Origin of the sequence: Flavobacterium resistens (assembly GCF_900182645.1) — a bacterium.
Classification (GTDB): Bacteria; Bacteroidota; Bacteroidia; order Flavobacteriales; family Flavobacteriaceae; genus Flavobacterium; species Flavobacterium resistens.
The window spans coordinates 421,956-443,998 of the sequence record NZ_FXTA01000005.1; the positions used below are offsets into that span (position 1 = coordinate 421,956).

18 protein-coding genes, 2 tRNA genes and 1 rRNA gene are annotated in these 22,043 nt (G+C 33.5%); 10 read left to right on the forward strand and 11 right to left on the reverse strand.

From position 1 onward, the window contains the following. Positions 1–72: 72 nt before the first annotated feature. The 7 genes from FN795_RS19030 (at position 73) to FN795_RS19060 (ending at position 8,426) form a co-directional block, all read left to right on the forward strand. Entirely contained in the window at positions 73–468 is a 396-nt protein-coding gene (locus tag FN795_RS19030) for a VOC family protein (RefSeq protein ID WP_142452063.1), read from the forward strand. A 319-nt stretch (positions 469–787) separates the two neighbouring features. Next, a complete protein-coding gene (locus tag FN795_RS19035) occupies positions 788–1,144 on the forward strand; it encodes a hypothetical protein (RefSeq protein WP_142452064.1) in 357 nt (118 codons plus the stop codon). A gap of 222 nt (positions 1,145–1,366) precedes the next feature. Beyond that, positions 1,367–2,461 (forward strand): efflux RND transporter periplasmic adaptor subunit, encoded by a 1,095-nt coding sequence (locus FN795_RS19040; protein WP_142452065.1) that lies wholly within the window; start codon positions 1,367–1,369, stop codon positions 2,459–2,461. A 50-nt stretch (positions 2,462–2,511) separates the two neighbouring features. Then, a complete protein-coding gene (locus FN795_RS19045; protein WP_142452066.1) occupies positions 2,512–5,628 on the forward strand; it encodes an efflux RND transporter permease subunit in 3,117 nt (1,038 codons plus the stop codon). A 198-nt stretch (positions 5,629–5,826) separates the two neighbouring features. Continuing rightward, complete coding sequence (locus tag FN795_RS19050; RefSeq protein ID WP_142452067.1) at positions 5,827–7,311, forward strand: TolC family protein; 1,485 nt, start codon at positions 5,827–5,829, stop codon at positions 7,309–7,311. A 155-nt stretch (positions 7,312–7,466) separates the two neighbouring features. Next, positions 7,467–8,027, forward strand: coding sequence for a Crp/Fnr family transcriptional regulator (locus FN795_RS19055; protein WP_142452068.1), 561 nt, complete (start codon positions 7,467–7,469; stop codon positions 8,025–8,027). Positions 8,028–8,099: 72 nt separating this feature from the next. After that, entirely contained in the window at positions 8,100–8,426 is a 327-nt protein-coding gene (locus FN795_RS19060; protein WP_026728926.1) for a DMT family transporter, read from the forward strand. A gap of 266 nt (positions 8,427–8,692) precedes the next feature. Here FN795_RS19060 and FN795_RS19065 read toward each other — a convergent pair whose 3' ends face one another. The 6 genes from FN795_RS19065 to FN795_RS19090 form a co-directional block, all read right to left on the reverse strand. Further along, positions 8,693–8,941 (reverse strand): hypothetical protein, encoded by a 249-nt coding sequence (locus tag FN795_RS19065; RefSeq protein WP_142452069.1) that lies wholly within the window; start codon positions 8,939–8,941, stop codon positions 8,693–8,695. An 85-nt stretch (positions 8,942–9,026) separates the two neighbouring features. Then, a complete protein-coding gene (locus FN795_RS19070; protein WP_142452070.1) occupies positions 9,027–10,157 on the reverse strand; it encodes an FAD-dependent oxidoreductase in 1,131 nt (376 codons plus the stop codon). Positions 10,158–10,218: 61 nt separating this feature from the next. Next, a complete protein-coding gene (locus FN795_RS19075) occupies positions 10,219–10,983 on the reverse strand; it encodes a helix-turn-helix domain-containing protein (RefSeq protein ID WP_142452071.1) in 765 nt (254 codons plus the stop codon). Between the two features lie 24 nt (positions 10,984–11,007). Further along, positions 11,008–11,511 carry an endonuclease V gene (locus FN795_RS19080; protein WP_142452072.1) on the reverse strand — a complete coding sequence of 168 codons (504 nt, stop codon included), beginning with the start codon at positions 11,509–11,511 and terminating at the stop codon, positions 11,008–11,010. Positions 11,512–11,558: 47 nt separating this feature from the next. Beyond that, positions 11,559–12,887, reverse strand: coding sequence for a sensor histidine kinase (locus tag FN795_RS19085; RefSeq protein ID WP_142452073.1), 1,329 nt, complete (start codon positions 12,885–12,887; stop codon positions 11,559–11,561). A 1-nt stretch (position 12,888) separates the two neighbouring features. Further along, on the reverse strand, positions 12,889–14,235 hold the full coding sequence (locus FN795_RS19090) for a sigma-54-dependent transcriptional regulator (RefSeq protein ID WP_142452074.1): 1,347 nt from the start codon (positions 14,233–14,235) through the stop codon (positions 12,889–12,891). Between the two features lie 273 nt (positions 14,236–14,508). On the opposite strand from FN795_RS19090, the gene FN795_RS19095 reads away from it, so the two are divergent. Genes FN795_RS19095 through FN795_RS19105 form a run of 3 tightly spaced genes read left to right on the forward strand, consistent with a single transcriptional unit; the run spans position 14,509 to position 20,060 of the window. Continuing rightward, complete coding sequence (locus tag FN795_RS19095) at positions 14,509–15,219, forward strand: ABC transporter ATP-binding protein (RefSeq protein ID WP_142452075.1); 711 nt, start codon at positions 14,509–14,511, stop codon at positions 15,217–15,219. A 4-nt stretch (positions 15,220–15,223) separates the two neighbouring features. Further along, on the forward strand, positions 15,224–17,635 hold the full coding sequence (locus tag FN795_RS19100) for an ABC transporter permease (RefSeq protein ID WP_142452076.1): 2,412 nt from the start codon (positions 15,224–15,226) through the stop codon (positions 17,633–17,635). Between the two features lies 1 nt (position 17,636). Then, positions 17,637–20,060: an ABC transporter permease gene (locus FN795_RS19105; RefSeq protein ID WP_142452077.1), complete on the forward strand. Its 2,424-nt coding sequence runs from the start codon at positions 17,637–17,639 to the stop codon at positions 20,058–20,060. 83 nt (positions 20,061–20,143) lie between these two features. On the opposite strand, the gene lpxA is transcribed toward FN795_RS19105, so the two are convergent. The 5 genes from lpxA to rrf all read right to left on the reverse strand — a co-directional run. Further along, entirely contained in the window at positions 20,144–20,914 is a 771-nt protein-coding gene (gene lpxA / locus FN795_RS19110) for an acyl-ACP--UDP-N-acetylglucosamine O-acyltransferase (RefSeq protein ID WP_142452078.1), read from the reverse strand. 64 nt (positions 20,915–20,978) lie between these two features. Then, positions 20,979–21,542, reverse strand: a complete 564-nt coding sequence (locus FN795_RS19115; RefSeq protein WP_142452079.1) for a Crp/Fnr family transcriptional regulator — start codon at positions 21,540–21,542, stop codon at positions 20,979–20,981. Between the two features lie 176 nt (positions 21,543–21,718). Further along, a tRNA-Leu gene (locus FN795_RS19120) sits at positions 21,719–21,804 on the reverse strand. Between the two features lie 6 nt (positions 21,805–21,810). Next, positions 21,811–21,883: transfer RNA gene (locus FN795_RS19125), tRNA-Phe, on the reverse strand. A gap of 74 nt (positions 21,884–21,957) precedes the next feature. Continuing rightward, a 5S ribosomal RNA gene (rrf, locus tag FN795_RS19130) occupies positions 21,958–22,043 on the reverse strand; the annotation flags it as partial.

Sequence of the window (22,043 nt, forward strand, 5' to 3'; positions counted from 1 at the left end):
CAATTTCATTAAAAGTATGTAAGACATTAATTTGCTAACTTAGTTTATTAACTATTCTAAAAACTAAAGTTTATGAAAACTAGAATGATATGGGCAAACTTTGTTTCACATGATTTGCAAAAAACAATTCAATTTTATTCGGATCTGGGATTTCAACAAAACGGCAAAGAAACCGAAGAATTAGTAAGTTTTATTTATGGCGAAAATGATTTTGCTATTAATTTTTTTATTCCAGAAAGGTTTGACAATGCTTTAAGAGGCAAATCCGCCGACACGAAAAATGAGAATGAAATCATCTTTTCTTTATCAGCAGATAGCCGGGAAAATGTAGATGAATGGTATGAAATTGTCAAAAAAGCTGGTGCAAAAATCTTTTCTGAACCCGAAAATTTCCAACAAGGCTATACTTTTGGTTTCAGTGATCCTGACGGTCATAAATTCAATTTTTTGTATTGGCCGGGAATGTAACCACTGCACTCAATTAAAAAGCTCCATCAGAAATGATGGAGCTTTCACATATATTTTTTCTAAATATTCTCAATAAGTTCGATATTCATTTGTAAGGCCTTTTGAAAAGCATAAACTTGTTTTTCTAATTTGCCGAATATCATAATGTGATTTTTTTTTCACAAAAACCAACTTCAATTAATATTAAATATTTAAATCTGGTTGTTTTAAAACAAAATTAAGAAACCTTATTTTTCAAATTAGTATATTTGGCGCACTTTGAACAATTATAAATCCTAAGATTTAAGGAATAAAACTTTATAAACCTGCTGTGCTGTAAATGAAACCTGTAAAGTTCATATATATCGTTTTGTTATCGCTGCTCTCTTTCTTCAGAGGCGCCGAAACGGTTCAGCAGTCCATTTCTTTTTCTAATTGTATTACATTGGATAGTGTTGCCACAGACGACTCACTTTCCTCTTCTGATTTTTCTTCTTCAAAAAATCTAGAAGTTCATTATATCATCAAGAAGAAAATAAAATCCAGAGCAACTATTTCACAACAAAGTACGATCAAGGCTCCGTATTTTAGCAACTTAATAAACTTCAAGCTTTATAAAAAAAGCTTAATATATGGTATAGCTTCAATATACCAGGTTCAAAGGCATACTTATTTGCATTTGTACCAACTTTTCTAAACTACAAAATTTGTTGGTTTTTCAGTTTCAGATTTATTTCTGGGCTAATTTTTCATGTCTTTACAGTACATGAATAACTCTCGTTGTAAAAACATTTTCTAACTCGGTACTTTTCGAAAAAGAGAAGTATCCGAACACATTTCTGTTTTTCAATTCCAAATTCACACTCCCTACATTAAAGTAGCAAGGGAGAAGATCTATTTATTCAAAAATTAAAACCTAATGATTAATATTTATAAAAACCCATTCCTTTTATGCGCCTTGGCTTTATTTGTTTTAATATCGTGTGGCGATAAATCCAAAAAAGATTCAAACAACATAAAAACAGTTCCTGTTTATAAAGTTACTTTAAAAGATACCATAGTTTCGAGCAAATTTGTTGCCGATGTGCACGCTAAAAACAATGTAGAAATTCACGTTCGTATTCCAGGTTTATTAGACAAAGTTTACGTTAGCGAAGGACAAAAAGTAAAAAAAGGGCAAATCCTTTTCAAAATAAGTGATGTCGAACTCCAAATACAGCTTTTAAAAGCCGAAGCCATTTACAAAAGCGCTAAAGCCGATTTAAGAATCGCAACTGTAGAATTAGAACAAGCACAAACCCTTTTCAATAAAAAAGTAATTGCAGATAAAGAATTAGAATTATCTAAAGCAAAACATGATGCCGCTTCCGCGAAAGTGGCTCACGCTGTCGCAGAACGAAAAGCAATCAACCAGCAAATAAGTTTTACCACAATCCGCGCGCCGTTTGACGGGACAGTTGACAGAATTCCGTTTAAAGAAGGAAGTCTGATTGAAAACGGTTCATTACTGACAACCGTTTCTCAGTTAGATGACGTTTACGCTTATTTCTCAATTCCTGAAAACACCTATTTCCAGATGATGGAAGACAAAACCTTAAACACACAAGGCGATATTAAATTAGTATTGCCAAACGGAATGGTTTACGGTCAAAAGGGAGAACTAAGAACTGCCGACGGAGAAATCGACAGACAAACCGGTTCGATTCAATACAAGGCAAAATTTCATAATCCGCAAGGATTTATCAAGCACGGAACTTCAGGCAAACTGATTATTTCAGAGCCTAAAACCAATGCAATTTTAATTCCGCAGAAAGCTGTTTTTTCTATTCAGGACAAACAATATGTATTCCGCGTGAACAAAGATGGAGTAGTTAAAATGACCAATGTTACGATTGAAACTACTCTTGATGATGTATATATCCTAAATGAAGGTCTAAAAAGCGACGACTTAATTGTACAGGAAGGTACCCAATCATTGAGAGACGGCGATAAAATCAACATGAAACAAATGTAGATTATCACATTGTAAAACAGTTATTTAATTATTTATCTAAAAAATTTAAAATGATAGAGTTATTTATCAGAAGGAAAATATTGTCATTAATCATCTCGGTTATGATAGTCCTTCTGGGATTGCTGGCATTGTTTCAGCTTCCCATTACCCAATTCCCAGATATTGTTCCACCGTCTGTAACCGTTACAGCAAAATACACAGGAGCAAACGCAGAGGTTTCGGCCAATGCCGTCGCTCTTCCACTAGAAAGAGCCATAAATGGAGTTCCGGGAATGACCTATATGTCAACCGTAACTTCCAACGATGGTTTAACCTTAATTCAGGTTTTCTTTGAAGTAGGAACCGATCCTGATCTTGCTGCCGTAAACGTGCAGAACAGGGTTACCACCATTCTGGACGAACTTCCGGAAGAGGTAATTCGTGCCGGAGTTACGACCGAAAAAGAGGTAAACAGTATGTTGATGTACTTAAATATTACAAGTACGGACAAAACGCAGGACGAGCAGTTTATCTTCAACTTTACGGATATTAATATCCTTCAAGAATTAAAACGTATTGATGGTGTCGGACGTGCAGAAATCATGGGACAGAAGGAATATTCGATGCGTGTCTGGCTGGATCCGCAAAAAATGCTTTCGTACAATATTTCGGCAAATGAAGTAATTAGTTCACTTCAAAAACAAAACATTTCTGCTGCGCCGGGTAAAGTTGGTGAAGGTTCCGGACAATTGGACAATCAGTTACAATATGTAATTAAGTATGGCGGAAAATTCTTTGAACCAAAACAGTATGAAGATGTCGCTTTAAGAGCCAATTCAGACGGAACAATCTTAAGATTAAAAGATATTTCGAAGATTGAATTTGGAGCCATGAGTTACGGAATGGTTTCTAAAACTGACGGAAAGCCATCTGCATCCATCATGCTAAAACAGCGTCCGGGTTCAAATGCTTCGGAAGTTATTGCGAGTGTAAAAGAAAAAATGGCCGAATTGAAAATTTCGTCTTTTCCTCCGGGAATGGAATTTAATATTGCCTATGACGTTTCACGTTTTCTGGATGCTTCGATTGATGAAGTTTTAAAAACCTTGGTTGAAGCTTTTATTTTGGTGGCATTTGTCGTTTTCCTTTTCCTTCAGGATTGGAGATCGACTTTAATTCCGGTTTTAGCAGTTCCGGTCGCACTTATCGGTTCGTTTACTTTTATGTCAATGATGGGATTCTCGATTAACTTATTGACGCTTTTTGCCTTAGTACTTTCTATCGGAATTGTGGTCGATAACGCGATTGTCGTCGTCGAAGCCGTTCACGTAAAAATCTCCGAAGAACACATGGAACCGTTGCCCGCAACAATTAGTGCCATGAAAGAAATTACCGGAGCCGTTATTGCAATTACGATTGTAATGGCCGCTGTATTTATTCCAGTTGCATTTTTGAGCGGTCCAGTCGGGGTTTTCTACAGGCAGTTCTCATTGACAATGGCAATTAGTATTGTTATTTCGGGAATTAATGCACTTACCCTTACTCCTGCACTTTGTGCTATTATGTTGAAAGCACACGATCCAAATAAGGAGAAAAAATCGCTTTTAGATAGATTCTTCTTAAGATTTAATAATTGGTTTGATAATATTACTTCAAAATACATCAAAGTATTAGTGAAATTCGCTGACCGCAGTACAGTTACAATTGGTTTATTAGTCTTGTTTTGTTTGTTAACTTGGGGTACAACCAAATTTTTAGCATCAGGATTTATCCCAACTGAAGATCAGGGAATGGTTTACGTGAGTGTTACAACTCCGCAGGGAGCAACCGTAGAACGTACCGAAAAAGCGTTGGACGAAGTCACAAAAATTGCAAAAGGAATTAAAGGTGTTGACAACGTAACGACGCTTGCAGGATACAGTATTGTTACTGAAATCGCCGGAGCTTCTTATGGAATGGGAATGATCAACTTAAAAGACTGGAACGACCGCGATATTTCTGTAACCGAATTTATGGCGGAACTTACAGAAAAAACAAAAAACATTTCCGATGCGCAAATCGAAATTTTTGCGCCACCAACAGTTCCCGGCTTTGGTAACACCAGTGGTTTCGAACTTCGTTTATTAGATAAATCCGGAGGAAGTATTACCAATACCGATAAAGTAACAAAAGACTTTATTAAAGAACTAAATGCCTCGCCGGAAATTCAGAACTCGTTTTCTAGTTTTGATGCCACTTTTCCGCAGTATTTAATTCATATTGATTATGATCTTGCGGCTAAAAAAGGGATTTCTGTAGATAATGCCATGAGCACTTTGCAGACCATGTTAGGTTCTTTTTATGCAACCAATTTTATCCGTTTTTCTCAAATGTATAAAGTAATGGTTCAGGCAAGTCCGCAGTTTCGTCAAAATCCTGAAAGTATTCTGGATATGTATCTGAAAAATGATGCAGGCGAAATGGTTCCGTTTTCTACTTTCATCAAATTAGAAAGAGTTTACGGTCCTGAGGTTTTAACGCGTTACAACATGTATATGTCCGCAATGATTAACGGTGAACCGGCTGAAGGTTACAGTTCTGGAGATGCCATTGCTGCAGTTGAAAAAATTGCAGCCGAAAAACTTCCGAGCCGTTTTGAACTCGAATGGTCAGGTATGACACGTGAAGAAATTCTTTCGGGTAACCAAACCATATACATTTTTGCATTGTGTATTTTATTCGTCTACTTATTATTGGCGGCACAGTACGAAAGTTTATTGCTTCCATTTCCTGTATTATTAAGTCTTCCTGTCGGAGTTTTTGGTTCTTATCTTGCTCTTTTAATGGTCGGATTAGACAATAATATTTATGCTCAGGTAGCACTCGTCATGCTGATTGGTCTGCTCGCCAAAAATGCCATTCTGATTGTAGAGTTCGCAATGGCGCAAAATAAATTAGGCCAAGATATTACCGAAGCTGCCATTGAAGGTGCGAGACTTCGTTTCAGACCTATTTTGATGACTTCTTTTGCTTTTATTTCCGGATTGATTCCGCTATGTATCGCTTCTGGTGCGGGTGCTATTGGTAACCGTTCGATTGGAACTGCTGCTGCGGGAGGAATGTTGATTGGAACTGTGTTTGGTCTTGTGATTATTCCGGGACTTTACATTTTGTTTGCCAAACTTGAAAAACGAATGAGCAAATCTTAATGTGTTTTTTTTTTACACATAGCCCCGATAGCTATCGGGGATAGGATTTAGAGAATCTAAAAAAAGGCGTTTCACTAGCATAAACACACATAGGTAGGTGTTCGAAACTAGTTTCTTTCAACTCCCTTTTCGAAAAGAAAAATCTATGTTTCTATATGTTAAACAAAAAAACTGCAGATTGAACAAATAAATTAAACAATGAAAAATATATTAAATCAATATAAAAATACTGATGTGATAAGGACAACCAAGAGTGCCGTTATCATAACCGGAATTTTACTTTTGACAGCTTGTGCTGCACCAAAAGTCAGTACGAAACTAGACGCTGCAAAGCTTCCAGAAAATTTTGATGCACAAAGAAAAGAAGCATCAAGCGAAACTTTTATTCCATTAAAAACAGAAACCTTTTTTAAAGACTCTAAATTAGAAGCTTTATTAAAAAAAGCCATCGCCAAAAATCCTGATTATTTAATCATGCAGGAAAGAATCCTCATTGCCAATTCGCATTTAAAAGTAGCAAAACTGGCGCTTCTTCCCTCTTTAGATTTGGTTGCAGATGCTTCTGGAACGCATTTCGGAAAATATACAATGGAAGGTGTTGGTAATTTCGACACTAACTTCTCTCAAAATATTACTGACAAACAAAAAATCAACGAGAATATTTCTCCTAACTTTTTTCTAGGAGCAAAAGTTTCTTGGGAAGCCGACATCTGGGGAAAATTAAGTAATCGCAAAAAAGCGGCACAACAACGATTTTTTGCCTCTCAGCAAGGAATGCGATTATTGCAGACACGCCTTTTGGGCGATATTGCTGATCTGTATTTTAAATTGATTGCTTTAGACAAACAAGCAAGCATTTACAATAAAAACTTAAAAACCCAGGAAAGAGCGCTTGATATTGTTTCAGCACAAAGATCAGTTGGAAAAGCTACAGAATTGGCTGTACAACAATTTAATGCACAAAACAATAATATTCATGCCGAAGCTTCGGAATTGAACTTAAGCATCGATCAAACCGAAAAAGCTTTATTGACTCTTTTGGGTGAATATGGCGGGAAAATTGACCGAAGCAACGATTTTCTAGCTGGACATTTGGAGGTTTTAAACCAAAAAATCAGTGTAGATTCTATTATTCATAAAAGACCCGATGTTTCTGAAGCTTATTTCGAATTATTAGCCAGCAATGCCGATGCAAAATCGGCTCGAGCTGCCTTTTTCCCAACTGTAAATCTGGGCGGATATGCCGGTTTCAATTCGTTTTCATTCAACACACTTTTTGATGCTGGCTCTTTTGCTTGGCAATTGCTGGGTGGTCTAACAGCTCCGGTTTTTAATAAAGGACAAATCAAACAGGAATTTTATGTCTCAAATAGAAGACAGGAAATTTCATTCCTTCAATACCAAAACACTGTTACAACAGCTTTCAATGAATTAAGTGCTTTACTCCACAGAAATGAAGCTTTTGAAGATGTGCTAAAATACAAATTGAAAGAAATTGATCATCTTGAAATTGCGGTAAATGTTTCAAACGATTTGTATTTGAGTGGTTATGCCAATTATCTGGAAATCATCAACGCCCAGAAAAACAAACTGCAGGCCGAACTTGACTTTGTAGATATTCAATTGCGAAATGCAAACTCACAAGTGTTGCTTTATAAAGCTTTAGGTGGAGGAATAAATTAGTTTAATTTTTGGTTAAAAATTGCTTCTGTTTATAATAGCTCATCGCAGAGGCCGTTTTATATCCCATTTCAAATCGAAATGGGATTTTTTTATTAAAATATCGCTCATTTCCCGTTTACTTTTTACCTTTATTCTAAAATACTAAAATTCCATTGATGGATATTTTCAAAATCCTTGATCTTATTTATGAACTTCCCGAGCAGTCAAAATTGGCTTTGCAAAATAATGTCTCTGAAATTGCTTTCCCGAAAGGGCATATTTTATTAAAAGCAAACAAAATAGAACCAAATATTTATTTTATAAAAAAAGGATTGGTAAGAGCTTTTGTAGAAAGAGATAATGAAGTCACATTTTGGTTTGGAAAAGAAGGCGAAACCGTAATTTCAATGAAAAGTTATGTAGAAGATCAGCCAGGATATGAAAATATCGAACTTCTGGAAGATTGTGAATTATACGAACTCAAAACTGAAAATCTTAGAAAACTCTTTAATGAAGATGTTCATATTGCAAACTGGGGTCGGAAATTCGCTGAAAAAGAATTGATCAAAACCGAAGAAAGATTGATTTCCAAGCAATTCAAAAATGCCTCTGAAAGATATTTAGAATTAATGAAAGATCATCCTGAATTATTGCAAAGAGTGCAATTAGGACATATTGCTTCTTACTTAGGAATTACTCAAGTCAGTTTAAGCAGAATTCGAGCAGAATTAAAATAACTTCATTTTTTATCATTTGTTAAATTTTTTCTGCCTTTCATGAAGGAACTTTGCACCTCAAAATTTAACTACATGAACTGGATTATTTTAATCATTGCAGGTCTATTTGAAGTAGCCTTCGCATCATGTCTCGGAAAAGCAAAAGCAACAACTGGAACGGAAATGTACTATTGGTACATTGGTTTCTTCATATCTTTAACTGTAAGCATGCTTTTATTAATGAAAGCGACTGAAACATTACCTCTAGGAACTGCGTATGCGGTTTGGACAGGAATTGGCGCAGTCGGAACTGTATTGGTTGGAATCTTTGTTTTTAAAGAACCTGCTGCTTTCTGGAGATTATTCTTTTTAGCAACTTTAGTTGGTTCTATTGTTGGTTTAAAAGCGGTTTCTCACTAAAAATATACGTTTTTTTGTTTCAGGTTTCAAGTTTCAGGTTTCAGGTTTCAGGTTTCACGTTAAGTTGAGTAACTTGAAACCTGAAACTTGAAACCTGAAACTTTAAAATTCCGTATTAGTATCCTTTCGATTTTTCATCACATCTTAAAAGCTTGGCGATTTTATTTTGCTTGTCATTTAGAGATTTCCGATCAAGTTATAAAAACAAAAGCTCCTTAAAAATTAAGAAGCCTTTTTTATAATTAAAATTATTTACTCAAACATAATTACAATCCTCTGCTTTTTTTCTCTTTCTGCAAAGTTTTTAAATTGTTTGCATTTGCTAATGCGATTATTCCTAATGATAGTGGAATAACTGTTAAAGCACTAAATTTATGTTTTACAATCGTGAGCCAAATTCCCGCCGCAAACAATATCAACGCGAAAAAAATCAAAATGTAAAGCATTGTTTTTATTAATTTTTCGTTTTTAAGCAATTCTTCATTGCTCATTTCTTCTGGTTTTTTGGTAGCCATAATTTATAGTTTAGTAGTCATAAAATTACATTTTTATTTGGCAAAACAAATAACGTTCAAACTAAAAATGAATACCTAAAAAAATTTAATTGGCAAATTTCAGAAAAGAAAAATCTGGATCCCGCATTGTAAGTTCATTATTTCTGGTTTCTTTCTGCGCTTCTTTGGCATAAACAAACATTCTTTGTTCATAATCTGAAATTGCGTTTTCAATGCTTTTAAATTTTCCATCCAAAAGATTTTCTGCCAAAATCATCGCATCGACAAGTCCAATATTTGCTCCTTGCCCGGCAAAAGGAGGCATTAAATGCGCTGCGTCGCCAATAAGCGTTATGGGCAAAATGCGATTGTTTTTCCATTCATTTTCTAATGAAATTTTTCGCGTTGGCAATCCCACAAAAAATGCTGTTGCGCGAAATAATTCTTTATAAGTTTCATTCCATTCCGAGAAACGATTTATCAGAAATGAACTTATACTTTCTGTATCTTTAAAATTTAATTCATTTTCTAAAGTCCAATCTAAAGGCGTTTTAAAAATGACATTATAGCTCAACGAATCTTTATTCTTCGGATTTGCAACTAATAAATTACCATCGTAAGCAGACATTAAAATATTGCCATCGCATAAATTAAAAAAGTCTTTGCATGAAATTTCAGCATCCGAAACTTCGCCCTGAATCATGTATGTTCCAGTTTCTTCAACTTCGGCATCAGTAATATATTTTCTAATTGCCGACATTCCGCCATTTGCTCCAATAATAAAATCTGCGATTGCGGTTTCTTTGTTTTCAAAATGCAAAATCCATTTTCCGTCTTTTGCTTCAAGTTCAGTTACTTTGCTATTCCAGATAACAGTTTTTTCTTTTAAACTTTCGAGCAATAAAGTTCTTAAATCATTTCTATTGATTTCGGGATTATCCTGAGCTTCTTGCGGAGTTATTTTTTGAACAGATAAAACATTTCCTTTTTCGTCTGCAATGGTTCTTCCCATCGGAATTGCGAGTTCAAAATACTGTTCTAACAATCCTGCTTTTTGCATTGCTTCCTGTCCTGAACCTTTATGCAAATCAAGCGTTCCGCCCCAAATTCTGGTTTGTGCATTTTTGTCTCTTTCGTAAACTGAAACATCGATTCCTTTCTGTTGTAATAATATTGCCATGGTAAGACCAACTGGCCCAGCGCCAATAATGGCTATTTTTTTATTTTGAAGTAACATATTTTGTATCGTTTAATGTGATACAAAATTGCGAAGAAAGCAGTTGCTGAAATAGTAAAAATCAGTCGTTTTGTGGAGGCAGTTTTTTAATCGCCAAAATATCCATGAAACGTTCATCGGTATTTTTGCTGAGTTCTTTTGGCGTAACGCCGGAGTATTTTTTGATTTCTTTGATAAAATGATTTTGATCGGTGAAATTTAATTCGGGATAAAGTTTGCCTTCACTTAAATTTTTAAACGAAGATCCAAAACGCAAAATCTTGCAATATTCTTTAAGTGAAATCCCGAATTGCTGATTAAAATAACGGTTGATCTGACGACTGCTCCAAAATACTTTTTCAGAAAGTTCTTTTACCGAAATGGTTCCGTGTGAGGAATAAATCAGTTCAAATAATTTTTTCTTTCTTTCATCTATTGGTTTTATGGAAATTGAATTGATTTTCTGCGTTACTTTTTTCTGAAAATTTTCTAAACTTTCAGTGTCAAACTCCACAAATTGCCAGAAATCATTCGGAATTTCTTTTCCTCCGTTTAAAACATCTTTAACAGAATCTCCAAATAAATATTCTACGGCCAAAAGTTTAAATCCAACAGAAAATATTTTGGCATCTTTAGCAATTATTACCTGACCAGGCATTGTATCGAGTCCACGAATTGACATTTCCCATTCTTCTGAATTCATTTTCATAAGCGTCATATCCACCATTCCGTTTGGAAGAATTGTTCCAGGAATATCCTTTCCCGATTTGTTTTCCACCATCCAGAAGCTATGAACAAAATGCGAAATAGAATCTTCGGGTAAAAGAGATTGGATTATCATTTTCATCTTCTCACTACAATTGAATTTGGTTTAAATTTCCTTTGTCAGCCGATCCATTTCTTTCAATAAAGTCGGAATTCGAAATTCGCCGGCCATACTTTCAATTTTCTGAAAAGCATCTTCCAAATCAATTCCGATAGAAGTCACAAACAAAGGTTTTTTACTATCGCCTCTAAATAAAGGTTTTTTATCTTTTTCAATACTGGCAAAATTAGTTTTGGCAACACCAATAATTGGAATTTTCTTGTTTAGCTTTTCATATAAATGTCCACCTAAACCGTATTTTTTATCGTCGTCTAAATATACAAAACCATCAACTATTATAATCGTATCTTCTTTTAAATCGATCTTATTCAACAAACTAAGAATACAAGGCAGTTCTCTTTTGTAAAATTCTCCCGGAATATATTCTGAGACATTATCAATAATTTCAGTGTGAACTTTAAAATCTTTTTCTTGGTTCCATTCTGTAAATTCTAAGCAGACTGTTTTGGCTTTATTGTCGTAATAATAAGTATCGAAGGCTAATATCATGATTTGAAAAGATGTTTTATGCGAATATAATTCTATTTCAGCTGAAACTAATTTTCAATCAAACAAATCTCAAAAACTGTTTTTTCGTTTTCATTTTTGTAATTGATGTAACCGCCGTGCGCTTCAATAATATTTTTGGATAAAGTCAGACCAATTCCGGCGCCTTCATTTCTGGTGGTGAAAAACGGCAGGAAAATTTTGTTTTCGATTTCTTTTTCGATTCCAATTCCGTTGTCTGCAATTTTTATAAAAGTTCTATTTTCTTTGGCTTCCGCCGAAATGAAAATCTGTTTTTGATTTGTCTTTTTAAGAGCATTTATCGAATTCGTTAAAAGATTAATTAAAACTTGTTCGATTTGCTGTGCATCAACCGTAATGAAATAATGACGCGAAATTGAATTTACAATCTCGATATTTTCCTTTTTAAACATTGATTCCATAATATCGAGACTATTATTCACCAAATCTTTCAATTCTATTTTTTGTTTTTTTGGCGAAGGAAGCATCGCTAGTTTTCGATAACCTTCGACAAATTTCTGCAAATGATCGCTTCGTCTGAGCATGGTTTCAACGCTGTTTTTTATGTCTTCCAAATCTTCAGAAGACAACGAATCCTGTTCAACCAAATCCTGCAGATTTTGACAAATCGAGCGTATTGGCGTTATCGAATTCAGGAGTTCATGCGAAATCACTTTCATCAAATTAATCCAGGCATCTTTCTCTTTTTTCTCGACAACATTCTGAATCGAATCTAGTAAAACAATAAAATAATCATTCTTAAAAATCTCCGTTCGCGACGCCTGCAAAACAAAAGTTTGCGAATTTTGCTGATTGATACTGATTTCAATTGAAGTTTTTATTTCCTGAAAATCATCTTTTTCAATAATATCACATAATGAAGGCAAATGACTTTTTAGATATTTCCATTTTGAGAATTTCGGGACATTAAAATGCGTCGAAAAATAATCGTTCATCAAAAAAACGTTCCAATCTTTTTCTTGTTTTTGTAGAATAATAATTCCTGTTTCAATATTATTTAAAATCGAAGTATAAATAATGTCTTTTGAAACCTGCTCGTTTTGTTTGTTTTTCAAAATATCATACAACTGAAACAAATCATTTTCTTTCGATTTATGCTTCGAAAAATCCGAACTAAAATCGTTTTGAATAATCGAAGAAATGGTTTTGTCATAAAGTAAAATGATGCTTTTCACATAATTATACAATTCAATTATCAGAAGAAAAACAATTAAAAAACCGAAAATAGGTGCAAAAACAAAATTGATTTTATGCAGATAAATAGAAAATTCAATTCCGGCCAAAATCAAAATTAACCGCAAAAAAAGAAGTTGATATGTTTTTAATGATTTAAGCATATTAATTGGTGCTGATATTATATTTTTCTAAACGACGATATAAAGAACCTCTTGACAAACCGAGTTCTTCGGCAGTTTTGCTGATATTATTATTGTGTTTCAAAAGTGCTTTTTCGACAGTAGCTTTTTCAACCGAAGAAAGCTGAATATCATCCAGATTTTCATATTCGGTGATTTGCTCCAAATCTAAATCGGAAACTGTTATTTTATTGTTTTCGCAGAGAATAATAGCGCGCTCGATTTTATTTTCCATTTCGCGGATGTTTCCGTTCCAGGCATGTTTTTCAATTTGTTCCAAAACTTTTTTGTCAAAAGTAATTTGGCTTCTTCCATATTTTTCACTGATTTTCTCCAAAAGATATTCGGCTAAAGGAATTTTATCTTCGATTCTTTCACGAAGCGGAGGCAAAATAATTTCCATTGTATTAATTCGGTAATACAAATCTTCGCGGAAATTTTTGTCGGCAACTTCGAGTTTTAAATTCAGATTAGTTGCCGTAATAATTCTAACATTTAAAGGTCTTGGTTTTGTTTCGCCTAATCTAGTTACCGTTTTGGTTTGAATCACCTGCAATAATTTTGATTGTAAATGAAGAGGTACATTTCCGATTTCATCTAAAAAAATAGTTCCGTTTTGCGCCATTTCAAAACGTCCCGGCGTATCGGTTTTCGCATCTGTAAAGGCGCCTTTTGCATATCCGAATAATTCGCTTTCGAAAATATTCGAATTCAAAGCGCCCAAATCAACATTAATAAATGGCTGATTTTTTCTTTCAGACTGTGAAAAAATATGATGCGCCAGAACGAATTTCCCAGTTCCATTTTCACCAAGAATCAAAACATTGGCATCAGTTTTTGCAACTTTATCGGCAAGAGAATACGCTTTTTTTATGATTTCAGAATTGCCAATAAAAAAATCATCAACAATTTCAGGACTTTTAATTTTCTTTTGATCTTTTCGAGATTTATCAACAGCTTGTTTTACCGATTCTAATAGTTTTTTATTTTCCCAAGGTTTCAAAATATAATCAAAAGCACCAGATTTCAAACCTTCAACAGCCGTTTCCACTTTTCCAAAAGCCGTCATTAAAATAACAACTGTTTTCGGCGAAAGCGTTTTTATTTCTTTCAATAAATACAAACCTTCCCTTCCATCTTCAAAACCAATTCTGTAATTCATATCCAACAAAACAACATCAATGGTATTTTTTGCCAATAATTCGACAATATTTTTCGGATTATTAAGTGTATAAATGTTCTCAAAATACTTTTTCAGATAGACTTTTGACGCAAAAAGGATGTCTTCCTGATCGTCGATGATTAAAATTGATGCATTTGTCTTTTTCATTTTTGTTCGGTTTTGGACGAAAGGTGTCCAGTTATGGACAGTGAAGCTTTTTTTCAGAAAATAAAATATTAAAAATAAAGCAGTTACAAAGTTTAAATTTTTGGCATAAAAATCACAATTGTACTAGTAAATCACTAATTATTAAGCTCTTTCGAAAGTAAAAATAACAAAAAATTGCATTGTTAATTATCTTAATTTTCAGACGCGTTTCTTTTACTTCCGAAGGGAAAAATCTAAAAAGAGAAAATCAATCAAAACTAAAAACAATCCATTATGATTACCATTAAAAAGCTTTCAAAAGTATTTAGAACTGAGGAATTAGAAACCAGAGCATTAAGTGAAATTTCGTTAACAATCAATCAAGGCGATTTTATTTCGATAATGGGGCCATCCGGAAGTGGAAAATCGACTTTATTAAATATTGTCGGGCTTTTGGACAGCGCTTCAGATGGAAGTTATGTCCTGCTTGATCAGGAAATGGTTGGTTTGAAAGAAAAATCAAGATCGAAAGCCAGAAAAGAAAATATCGGTTTCATCTTCCAAAACTTTAATTTGATTGATGAATTATCGGTTTATGACAATATCGAATTGCCTTTGATTTACAACAATGTTCCATCTTCTGAAAGAAAACAAAAAGTAAATGAGATGGCCAAAATTCTAGGAATTTCTCATCGATTGAAACATTTTCCGCAACAACTTTCGGGTGGACAACAACAACGTGTGGCGGTTGCAAGAGCTTTAATCAATAATCCGAAAATTATTTTAGCCGATGAGCCAACCGGAAATCTGGACAGTAAAAACGGAAATGAAGTTATGGAATTACTAACTGATCTTCATGCCAGCGGTTCTACAATTTTGATGGTTACGCACTCGGATTATGATGCTTCTTTTTCGCAAAAAACCATTTTAATGAAAGATGGTGTTATTCTTTCTGAAAAACAGAATCATCGAAATGTTGACGTTTTAGTAAATTCTAAAAACTAGAGTCATGCTAAAAAATTGGATCAACACATTTTTTTATCACATCAAAAACAACAAACTGTTTTCGATTCTGAATATTTTGGGATTGTCAATCGGAATGGCGACTTTGATTTTTGCGATTCTTTTTTGGAACGATGAACATTCGTATGATCAATGGAATCCCGAAAAAGACAAGATTTATTCGGTCTTAAATGACATTGGCGGAAATAATATCTGGACAACAAATGCGGCAACAACCGGCCCAATGTTAAAAGCAGTTTCTTCAGACGTAGAAAGCTATTGTTATTTTTATGCCGAATATGCTAAAGATGTTATTTCATATCATGACAAAAAGGAAGTACTAAACAAGATTTTTACCGCTCAAAGTAATTTCTTTTCTTTTTTTCCTTACCGATTTATTCATGGAAACGGCAAAACGGCAATTCAGGACCGAAGCAGTATTGCTTTATCTGAAGAAACTGCCGAACGACTTTTTGGAACAGAAAATCCAATGGGAAAATTAGTCAAATATAATGGTCAGTTTTTTACTGTTCGGGGCGTTTATGATCTTTCTGAAAAATCGTCTGTAATGCCCGAAGCTGTCACAACCGTTATTGATGATGACATCGAGCGAACAAAAGATCAATGGAGTTATCATTACGGACTGGTTCTTAAAATTAAGAATCCGAATACCACAGGCAGAATTATAAAAACGTTAGATAATTTATTCTTTGAAAATTGCACAAAAGTGTACGCAAAACAAGAAGGAATGACCGTGACTGAATTTATAAAAAAGTACGGCGATCCTGTAAAAGCAAGTTTATTGCCATTGCCAGAAGCAAAATTATATACCGGAAGCACTCCTTTTTCTGAGCCAAACGGAAACATGCAATATCTATTAATCTTAATGGGCTTGTCGATTTTAATTTTATCACTTTCTATTGTAAATTATATTAATCTGGCGACTGCAAATGCCATAAAAAGAGCCAAAGAAATTGGAGTACGAAAAATTACTGGCGCCACAAAAGGACAAATTGTAATTCAGTTTGTTTTTGAAACGGCATTAATTACGATTTTTTCCGCTTTACTGGCATTAGTACTTGTCGAAGTTTTATTGCCCTATTATAATTCATTTCTAGATAAAAATTTGGTTCTGGTTGGCGCTCAATTCTACACGCAATTAGTACTAATTACGTTGCTTGTCATTCTTGTTTCAGGAGTTTTGCCAGCTGTTTATGTTTCGAATTTTGAAGTTTTAAAAGTTTTGAAAGGAAATTTCTCTCGAAGCAAAAAAGGAATCTGGCTTCGCAACGGAATGTTGGTTTTACAATTTGCAATTGCAACCTTTTTTATTATTGGCTCTTTTATAGTTTACAAGCAGGTCAATTTTATGGCCGAAAAAGATTTAGGTTTTAAAGGATCACAAGTTGTAGATATTACTTTTAAACCTAAAAAAGGAAAAACACAATATGAGAGATACAAAGTTTTAAAACAAGAAGCCCTGAAAATAAAAGGTGTCGAAGGTGTTTCGACAGCATTATTTGCAATGGGATCTCAGGAAAATTCATGGTCAAGCGCAAATTACAAAAATGAGAAACCCTTTTTAGTACAAGAAATGGCAATGGATTTAGATATGCTGGATATGTTGGATATTAAAGTTATAAAAGGGAGAAAATTAAATCCTTCTATTTCTTCAGATACAATTTCGTCCGTTCTTATAAATGAAGAAGCTGCGAAAATGATTCCAGAAAAAGATATTTTAAACAAAACCATTTTATGGCGAGATCAAAAAGTCAAAATAGTTGGTGTTGTCAAAAATTTCAACTATTTCGGACTTGAGAGTCAAATTGCGCCAATGGTTTTCTTTTATGTCACCAAAATAAATGGCGTAAAAGATGATATCAGACATATCTTCATTAAAGTAAAACCAGATGATATTTCAGAAACTATTGCTGGCATTAATAAATTTTGGACTCAAAAAGTAGATTCTGAATATCCATTCGAATATAATTTTGTCGATAAAAACTACGCCCGAAATTTTAAGAAATATGAAAACCAAAGAAACTTATTTGCCTTATTAAATATAATCGTAATCCTTATTGCCGTTTTCGGATTGTTTGCTTTAGCTTCATTTTCTATGGAAAGACGATTAAGAGAAATCGCCATCAGAAAAACGCTCGGTGCCGAAACCAATATATTGCTCAAAGAATTATCAAAACAATATGTGATTTTTTGTGTAATTGGTTTTCTAATCGGAATTATTCCGGCCTATCTGTTATTGCAAAAATGGCTCGAAAATTTTGCCTTCAGAATTGATATTCCGATTTTACCTTTTTTAATCGCTTTTGTGTCTTTACTATTTCTGACATTGACAATCGTTTTGGCAAAAGCTTACCAAGTAACAAAAGTTGAAGTTCTACGATATTTAAAATACGAATAAGATGCTAAAAAACTGGATCAATATATTTATTTACCAAATTAAAAACAACAAGCTTTTTACAGCTTTGAATGTTTTAGGATTATCAATTGGAATTTCTGGTTTGATCTTCGCATTACTTTATTGGAACGACGAACAAAGTTACGATGCCTGGAATCCGGAAAAAGAGAATGTCTATCAGGTTTTGGCGCAATTAAGCGACATGCCTGTTACTACAAATAACCCGGTACGTTTAAAACCGCATTTAGAAAGTGATCCCAATGTCGAAACTGTTGTATACGCAGATGAATGGTATCAAAAAAGCAAAGTGATGTACAACGGACAAAAAGAATTTGTTGATAAAATCATTAATGCAGAACGCGGTTTCTTTACTCTTTTCCCTTTTGAAATCATTTATGGAAATGCAACATCAGCTCTAAAAGACGAGAACGGTATTGCCATCTCCGAAAAATTATCACAACGTTTCTTCGGGAATCAAAATCCAGTGGGCAAGCAAATCAAATGTTTTGACACTATACTTACGATTGGTGCTGTATATCGTATTCCTGGGAATTCTTCGATAGCGCCAAATATAGTAGTCAATCGAATGAAAAATCTAGCAGATCCTGCTCAAAATCCCGGCCTTTTTGTTTTAAAATTATTAGTGAAACTAAAAGATCCATCAAAAGCAGATCTAACCAGAAAAATGCTTGAAAAAGTATTTTATGATGAGATTATTGTAAGAAGTGCCAAACAAGCAGGTTTTACACCAGCAGAAATGGTTAAGAAAATTGGAAACTTCAAAGTTTATATGGAACCTCTCTCAAAAGCCAGATTACATTCGATTACAGATGGCTATCCAGAAGGTAGAGGCAATTACCAGTTTCTAATGATAATGGCAGGTTTATCCGTTTTAATTCTTGTTTTGTCTATTGTCAATTATATTAATTTGGCAACAGCAAATGCCATTAAGCGAGCCAAAGAAGTTGGCGTGCGTAAAATTTTAGGCGCCTCAAAAAGAGATATTGTCAATCAGTTTATATTTGAAACTGTTCTCATCACACTATTTTCAATTCTTTTAGCATTAGTAATCGTAGAAGTGGTATTGCCATACTATAATTCATTTTTAGGAAAGAATCTAAGAATCATTGAAGCACAGTTTTATATCCAATTAATAATAGTCTTCATCGTAACAATAATAGTTTCTGGTATATTTCCAGCGCTTTACGTTGCTAATTTTGAAACTTTAAAAGTTCTTAAAGGCAATTATGAAAGAAGCAAAAGTGGTGTTTGGCTTCGAAATGGAATGCTTATTTTCCAATTTGCAATTGCTACATTTTTCATCATAGGATCTTCTATTGTCTACGAGCAAGTAAATTATTTGAATAATAAAAATTTGGGTTTTAAAGGAAACCAAGTTCTTGCGATTTCATTGAATCTTCCTTCATCTTATTATCAGGGAGAAAATGCCGCAAAAAATATTTTTGACAGATATGAAACGATCAAGCAGGAATTAAAAAAAATTAAAGGTGTTGAAAAAGTTTCAACAGGTCTTCTTTCATTCGATGGAACCGATCATTCTTTTTGGCCCATTTGGTATCATGGTGTGTTATTCAAGCAGAAAGCCATCGGACTTGATTATGCTATGCTCGACTTGTTGGACATAAAAATAATAAAAGGAAGAAATTTTGATCCAAAATTTGCTTCAGATACCATTAACTCAGTATTGCTAAATGAAAAATCATTGCAATTAATGAATATCAAGGATCCAATTGGAAAAGAAATAAAAATCGGAAACCAATCAATGAATATTATCGGAATTGTGAAAGATTTTAATTTATTAAGTCCCGAAGTTGAAGTACCTCCAATTACATTTTATCATATAAAAACATTAGGGATGGCTCCAGAAATAAATCGTATTTATATTAAATTAAAATCCGACAATATTCAAAATTCAATTACAGATATTGAGAAATTTTGGAAAACAAAAGTTGACACCGAATATCCATTTAAATATGATTTTGTCGATAAAGAATATGCGCGAACATATGAGTCTTATGTCAAACAAAAGAATCTTTTTTTACTATTAAATATAGTCGTAATTCTTATCGCATTATTTGGATTATTTGCATTGGCATCATATTCAATCCAAAGACGAATGAAAGAGATTGCAATCAGAAAAACTTTAGGGGCTGAAACAAATGTTTTACTCAAAGAATTATCTAAGCAATATATCTTATATTGTATAATAGGCTTTTTAATTGCATTATTCCCCATTTACTTCCTATTGAATAAATGGCTTCAAAATTTTGCATTTAGAATTGACATTACGATAACACCATTTCTTTCTGGATTTATTCTACTATTATTTCTAACTTTAATAATTGTTTTAGCTCGCGCATATCAGGCAACTAAAACAGATATCTTGAAATACCTGAAATACGAATAGAAAATTGATAAAGGTAATTTTTCATCTTTAATCTTAATTCATAAAATAAAGAGGCTCCAATACAAAAAATTGAAGCCTCTTTATTATTCTATTCCTTTTACAATTCCACGTTTTGAAAATTTAATAAAATTAAGAATTTCATCGCGCTCAAAAGTAGGTTTGAAATTTCGTTCGATAAAATCCAAAGCTTGTCTAGTATTTTTATTTTCCTGAAAAATGATTTTGTAAATTGATTTAATCTCTTCGATTTTCTCCGAAGAAAAACCTCTTCTACGAAGACCAACAATATTTAATCCGGCAAATCGTAAAGGTTCGTGAGCGACAGTTATATAAGGAGGAATATCTTGAACAATTCTACTCAAACCACTAATCATGCAATGACCACCAATTCTGGAAAATTGATGAATCGCACTCAGACCACTAATATTAACCCAGTCATCCACAATCACTTCACCAGCCATACCAACGCTAAAACCAATAATACAATTATTTCCAACAAAACAATCATGCCCTATATGAGCATTTGCCATAATTAAATTAAAATTTCCAATTCGAGTTATTCCCTTTGAAGCAGTGCCACGATTTATAGTAACATTCTCTCTGATTACATTATTATCACCAACTTCAAGTAAAGTATATTCATTCACAAACTTCAAATCCTGAGGAATTCCTCCTATTACGGATCCTGAATGAATTTGGCAATTGTTCCCAATTCTGGAACCGCTTAAGATTGTAACGTTATTACCAATCCAAGCGTGATCACCTATAATTACATCATTTTCAATTGTAGAAAAATTACCAAAGTGGGCATTTTTTCCAATAATTGCATTCTTATCTATTTCAACATTTTTCAATATTTCTAAGTTTAATAATAAAGCAAATATTAGAAAAAAGAAAAGTTTATTTTTTGACCTAATATCAAATAATTGAAGCTCGAATTCGGCTTAAAGTTTCCTGGCTTACACCAATTAGTGAAGCGATGTGTTTCAGCTTTGCTTTTTGAATAATTTGAGGGAATGATTCTAATAGAAATAGATATTTTTTTTCAGCCGTCATTAAACGAAATAAATGATGAAATTCATTTATACTAGAAAGATAATGCCGTAGTTGCTTAAGATGAAATTTTAAAAATAACGGATATTCCAATAAAAGCTGTTCATTAGAATATGATAAAGAATAGACAACTGTGTCCTCACAAACCTGAAAAATTTCAAAAGAAGGTTTTTGTTCAAAAAAACTGCTCATGGAAGTTACAAATTGATTGTCGGTATAAATCCACTTCGTAACTTCTTCATCATTCTCAAAACAAAATCTTCGAACTGCACCAGAACTTATGAAATAAATCTTGTCGCATATTTTATGCTCTTGGATTATAAACTCATTCTTCTTAAACTTTTCTTCAACAAAAAATCTCCGAATCGCATTTTCAGTGTCAGCATCTAGCTTTTGAAAACTATTTATAACGGTAATTAGCTCGTTCATACTTTAACTTATAAGGAAACAAATTTATCATTATATTTTAAAGAAGAGAGTTAAAGATAACAAAGCCAAATGAAAAGGTTTTAAAATACACATAAGCACCCCAAAACACAAAAAATCAAATATATGAGATTGTTCCAAAAAAAAACTTCAATTAGCAAAGCCAATTGAAGTTTTAGTACTCAGAGCGGGACTTGAACCCGCACGAACATTGCTGTTCACTGGATTTTAAGTCCAGCGTGTCTACCAATTTCACCATCCGAGCATGATGTGGTACCTCCAGGGATCGAACCAGGGACACATGGATTTTCAGTCCATTGCTCTACCATCTGAGCTAAGGTACCTAAAATTATTTATACTACTATAAATAAAGTAAAGAATAAAAAACCCTGTAACTCACGAAACAGGGTTCTCAAAAGAAAGGCGACGACATACTCTCCCACATAATTGCAGTACCATCTGCGCAGGCGGGCTTAACTTCTCTGTTCGGGATGGGAAGAGGTG

Coding starts and splice junctions, on each gene's coding strand:
- FN795_RS19030 (WP_142452063.1), top strand. CDS start 73: ATGAAAACTAGAATGATATGGGCAAACTTTGTTTCACATGATTTGCAA.
- FN795_RS19035 (WP_142452064.1), top strand. CDS start 788: ATGAAACCTGTAAAGTTCATATATATCGTTTTGTTATCGCTGCTCTCT.
- FN795_RS19040 (WP_142452065.1), top strand. CDS start 1,367: ATGATTAATATTTATAAAAACCCATTCCTTTTATGCGCCTTGGCTTTA.
- FN795_RS19045 (WP_142452066.1), top strand. CDS start 2,512: ATGATAGAGTTATTTATCAGAAGGAAAATATTGTCATTAATCATCTCG.
- FN795_RS19050 (WP_142452067.1), top strand. CDS start 5,827: ATGAAAAATATATTAAATCAATATAAAAATACTGATGTGATAAGGACA.
- FN795_RS19055 (WP_142452068.1), top strand. CDS start 7,467: ATGGATATTTTCAAAATCCTTGATCTTATTTATGAACTTCCCGAGCAG.
- FN795_RS19060 (WP_026728926.1), top strand. CDS start 8,100: ATGAACTGGATTATTTTAATCATTGCAGGTCTATTTGAAGTAGCCTTC.
- FN795_RS19065 (WP_142452069.1), bottom strand. CDS start 8,941: ATGGCTACCAAAAAACCAGAAGAAATGAGCAATGAAGAATTGCTTAAA.
- FN795_RS19070 (WP_142452070.1), bottom strand. CDS start 10,157: ATGTTACTTCAAAATAAAAAAATAGCCATTATTGGCGCTGGGCCAGTT.
- FN795_RS19075 (WP_142452071.1), bottom strand. CDS start 10,983: ATGAAAATGATAATCCAATCTCTTTTACCCGAAGATTCTATTTCGCAT.
- FN795_RS19080 (WP_142452072.1), bottom strand. CDS start 11,511: ATGATATTAGCCTTCGATACTTATTATTACGACAATAAAGCCAAAACA.
- FN795_RS19085 (WP_142452073.1), bottom strand. CDS start 12,887: ATGCTTAAATCATTAAAAACATATCAACTTCTTTTTTTGCGGTTAATT.
- FN795_RS19090 (WP_142452074.1), bottom strand. CDS start 14,235: ATGAAAAAGACAAATGCATCAATTTTAATCATCGACGATCAGGAAGAC.
- FN795_RS19095 (WP_142452075.1), top strand. CDS start 14,509: ATGATTACCATTAAAAAGCTTTCAAAAGTATTTAGAACTGAGGAATTA.
- FN795_RS19100 (WP_142452076.1), top strand. CDS start 15,224: ATGCTAAAAAATTGGATCAACACATTTTTTTATCACATCAAAAACAAC.
- FN795_RS19105 (WP_142452077.1), top strand. CDS start 17,637: ATGCTAAAAAACTGGATCAATATATTTATTTACCAAATTAAAAACAAC.
- FN795_RS19115 (WP_142452079.1), bottom strand. CDS start 21,542: ATGAACGAGCTAATTACCGTTATAAATAGTTTTCAAAAGCTAGATGCT.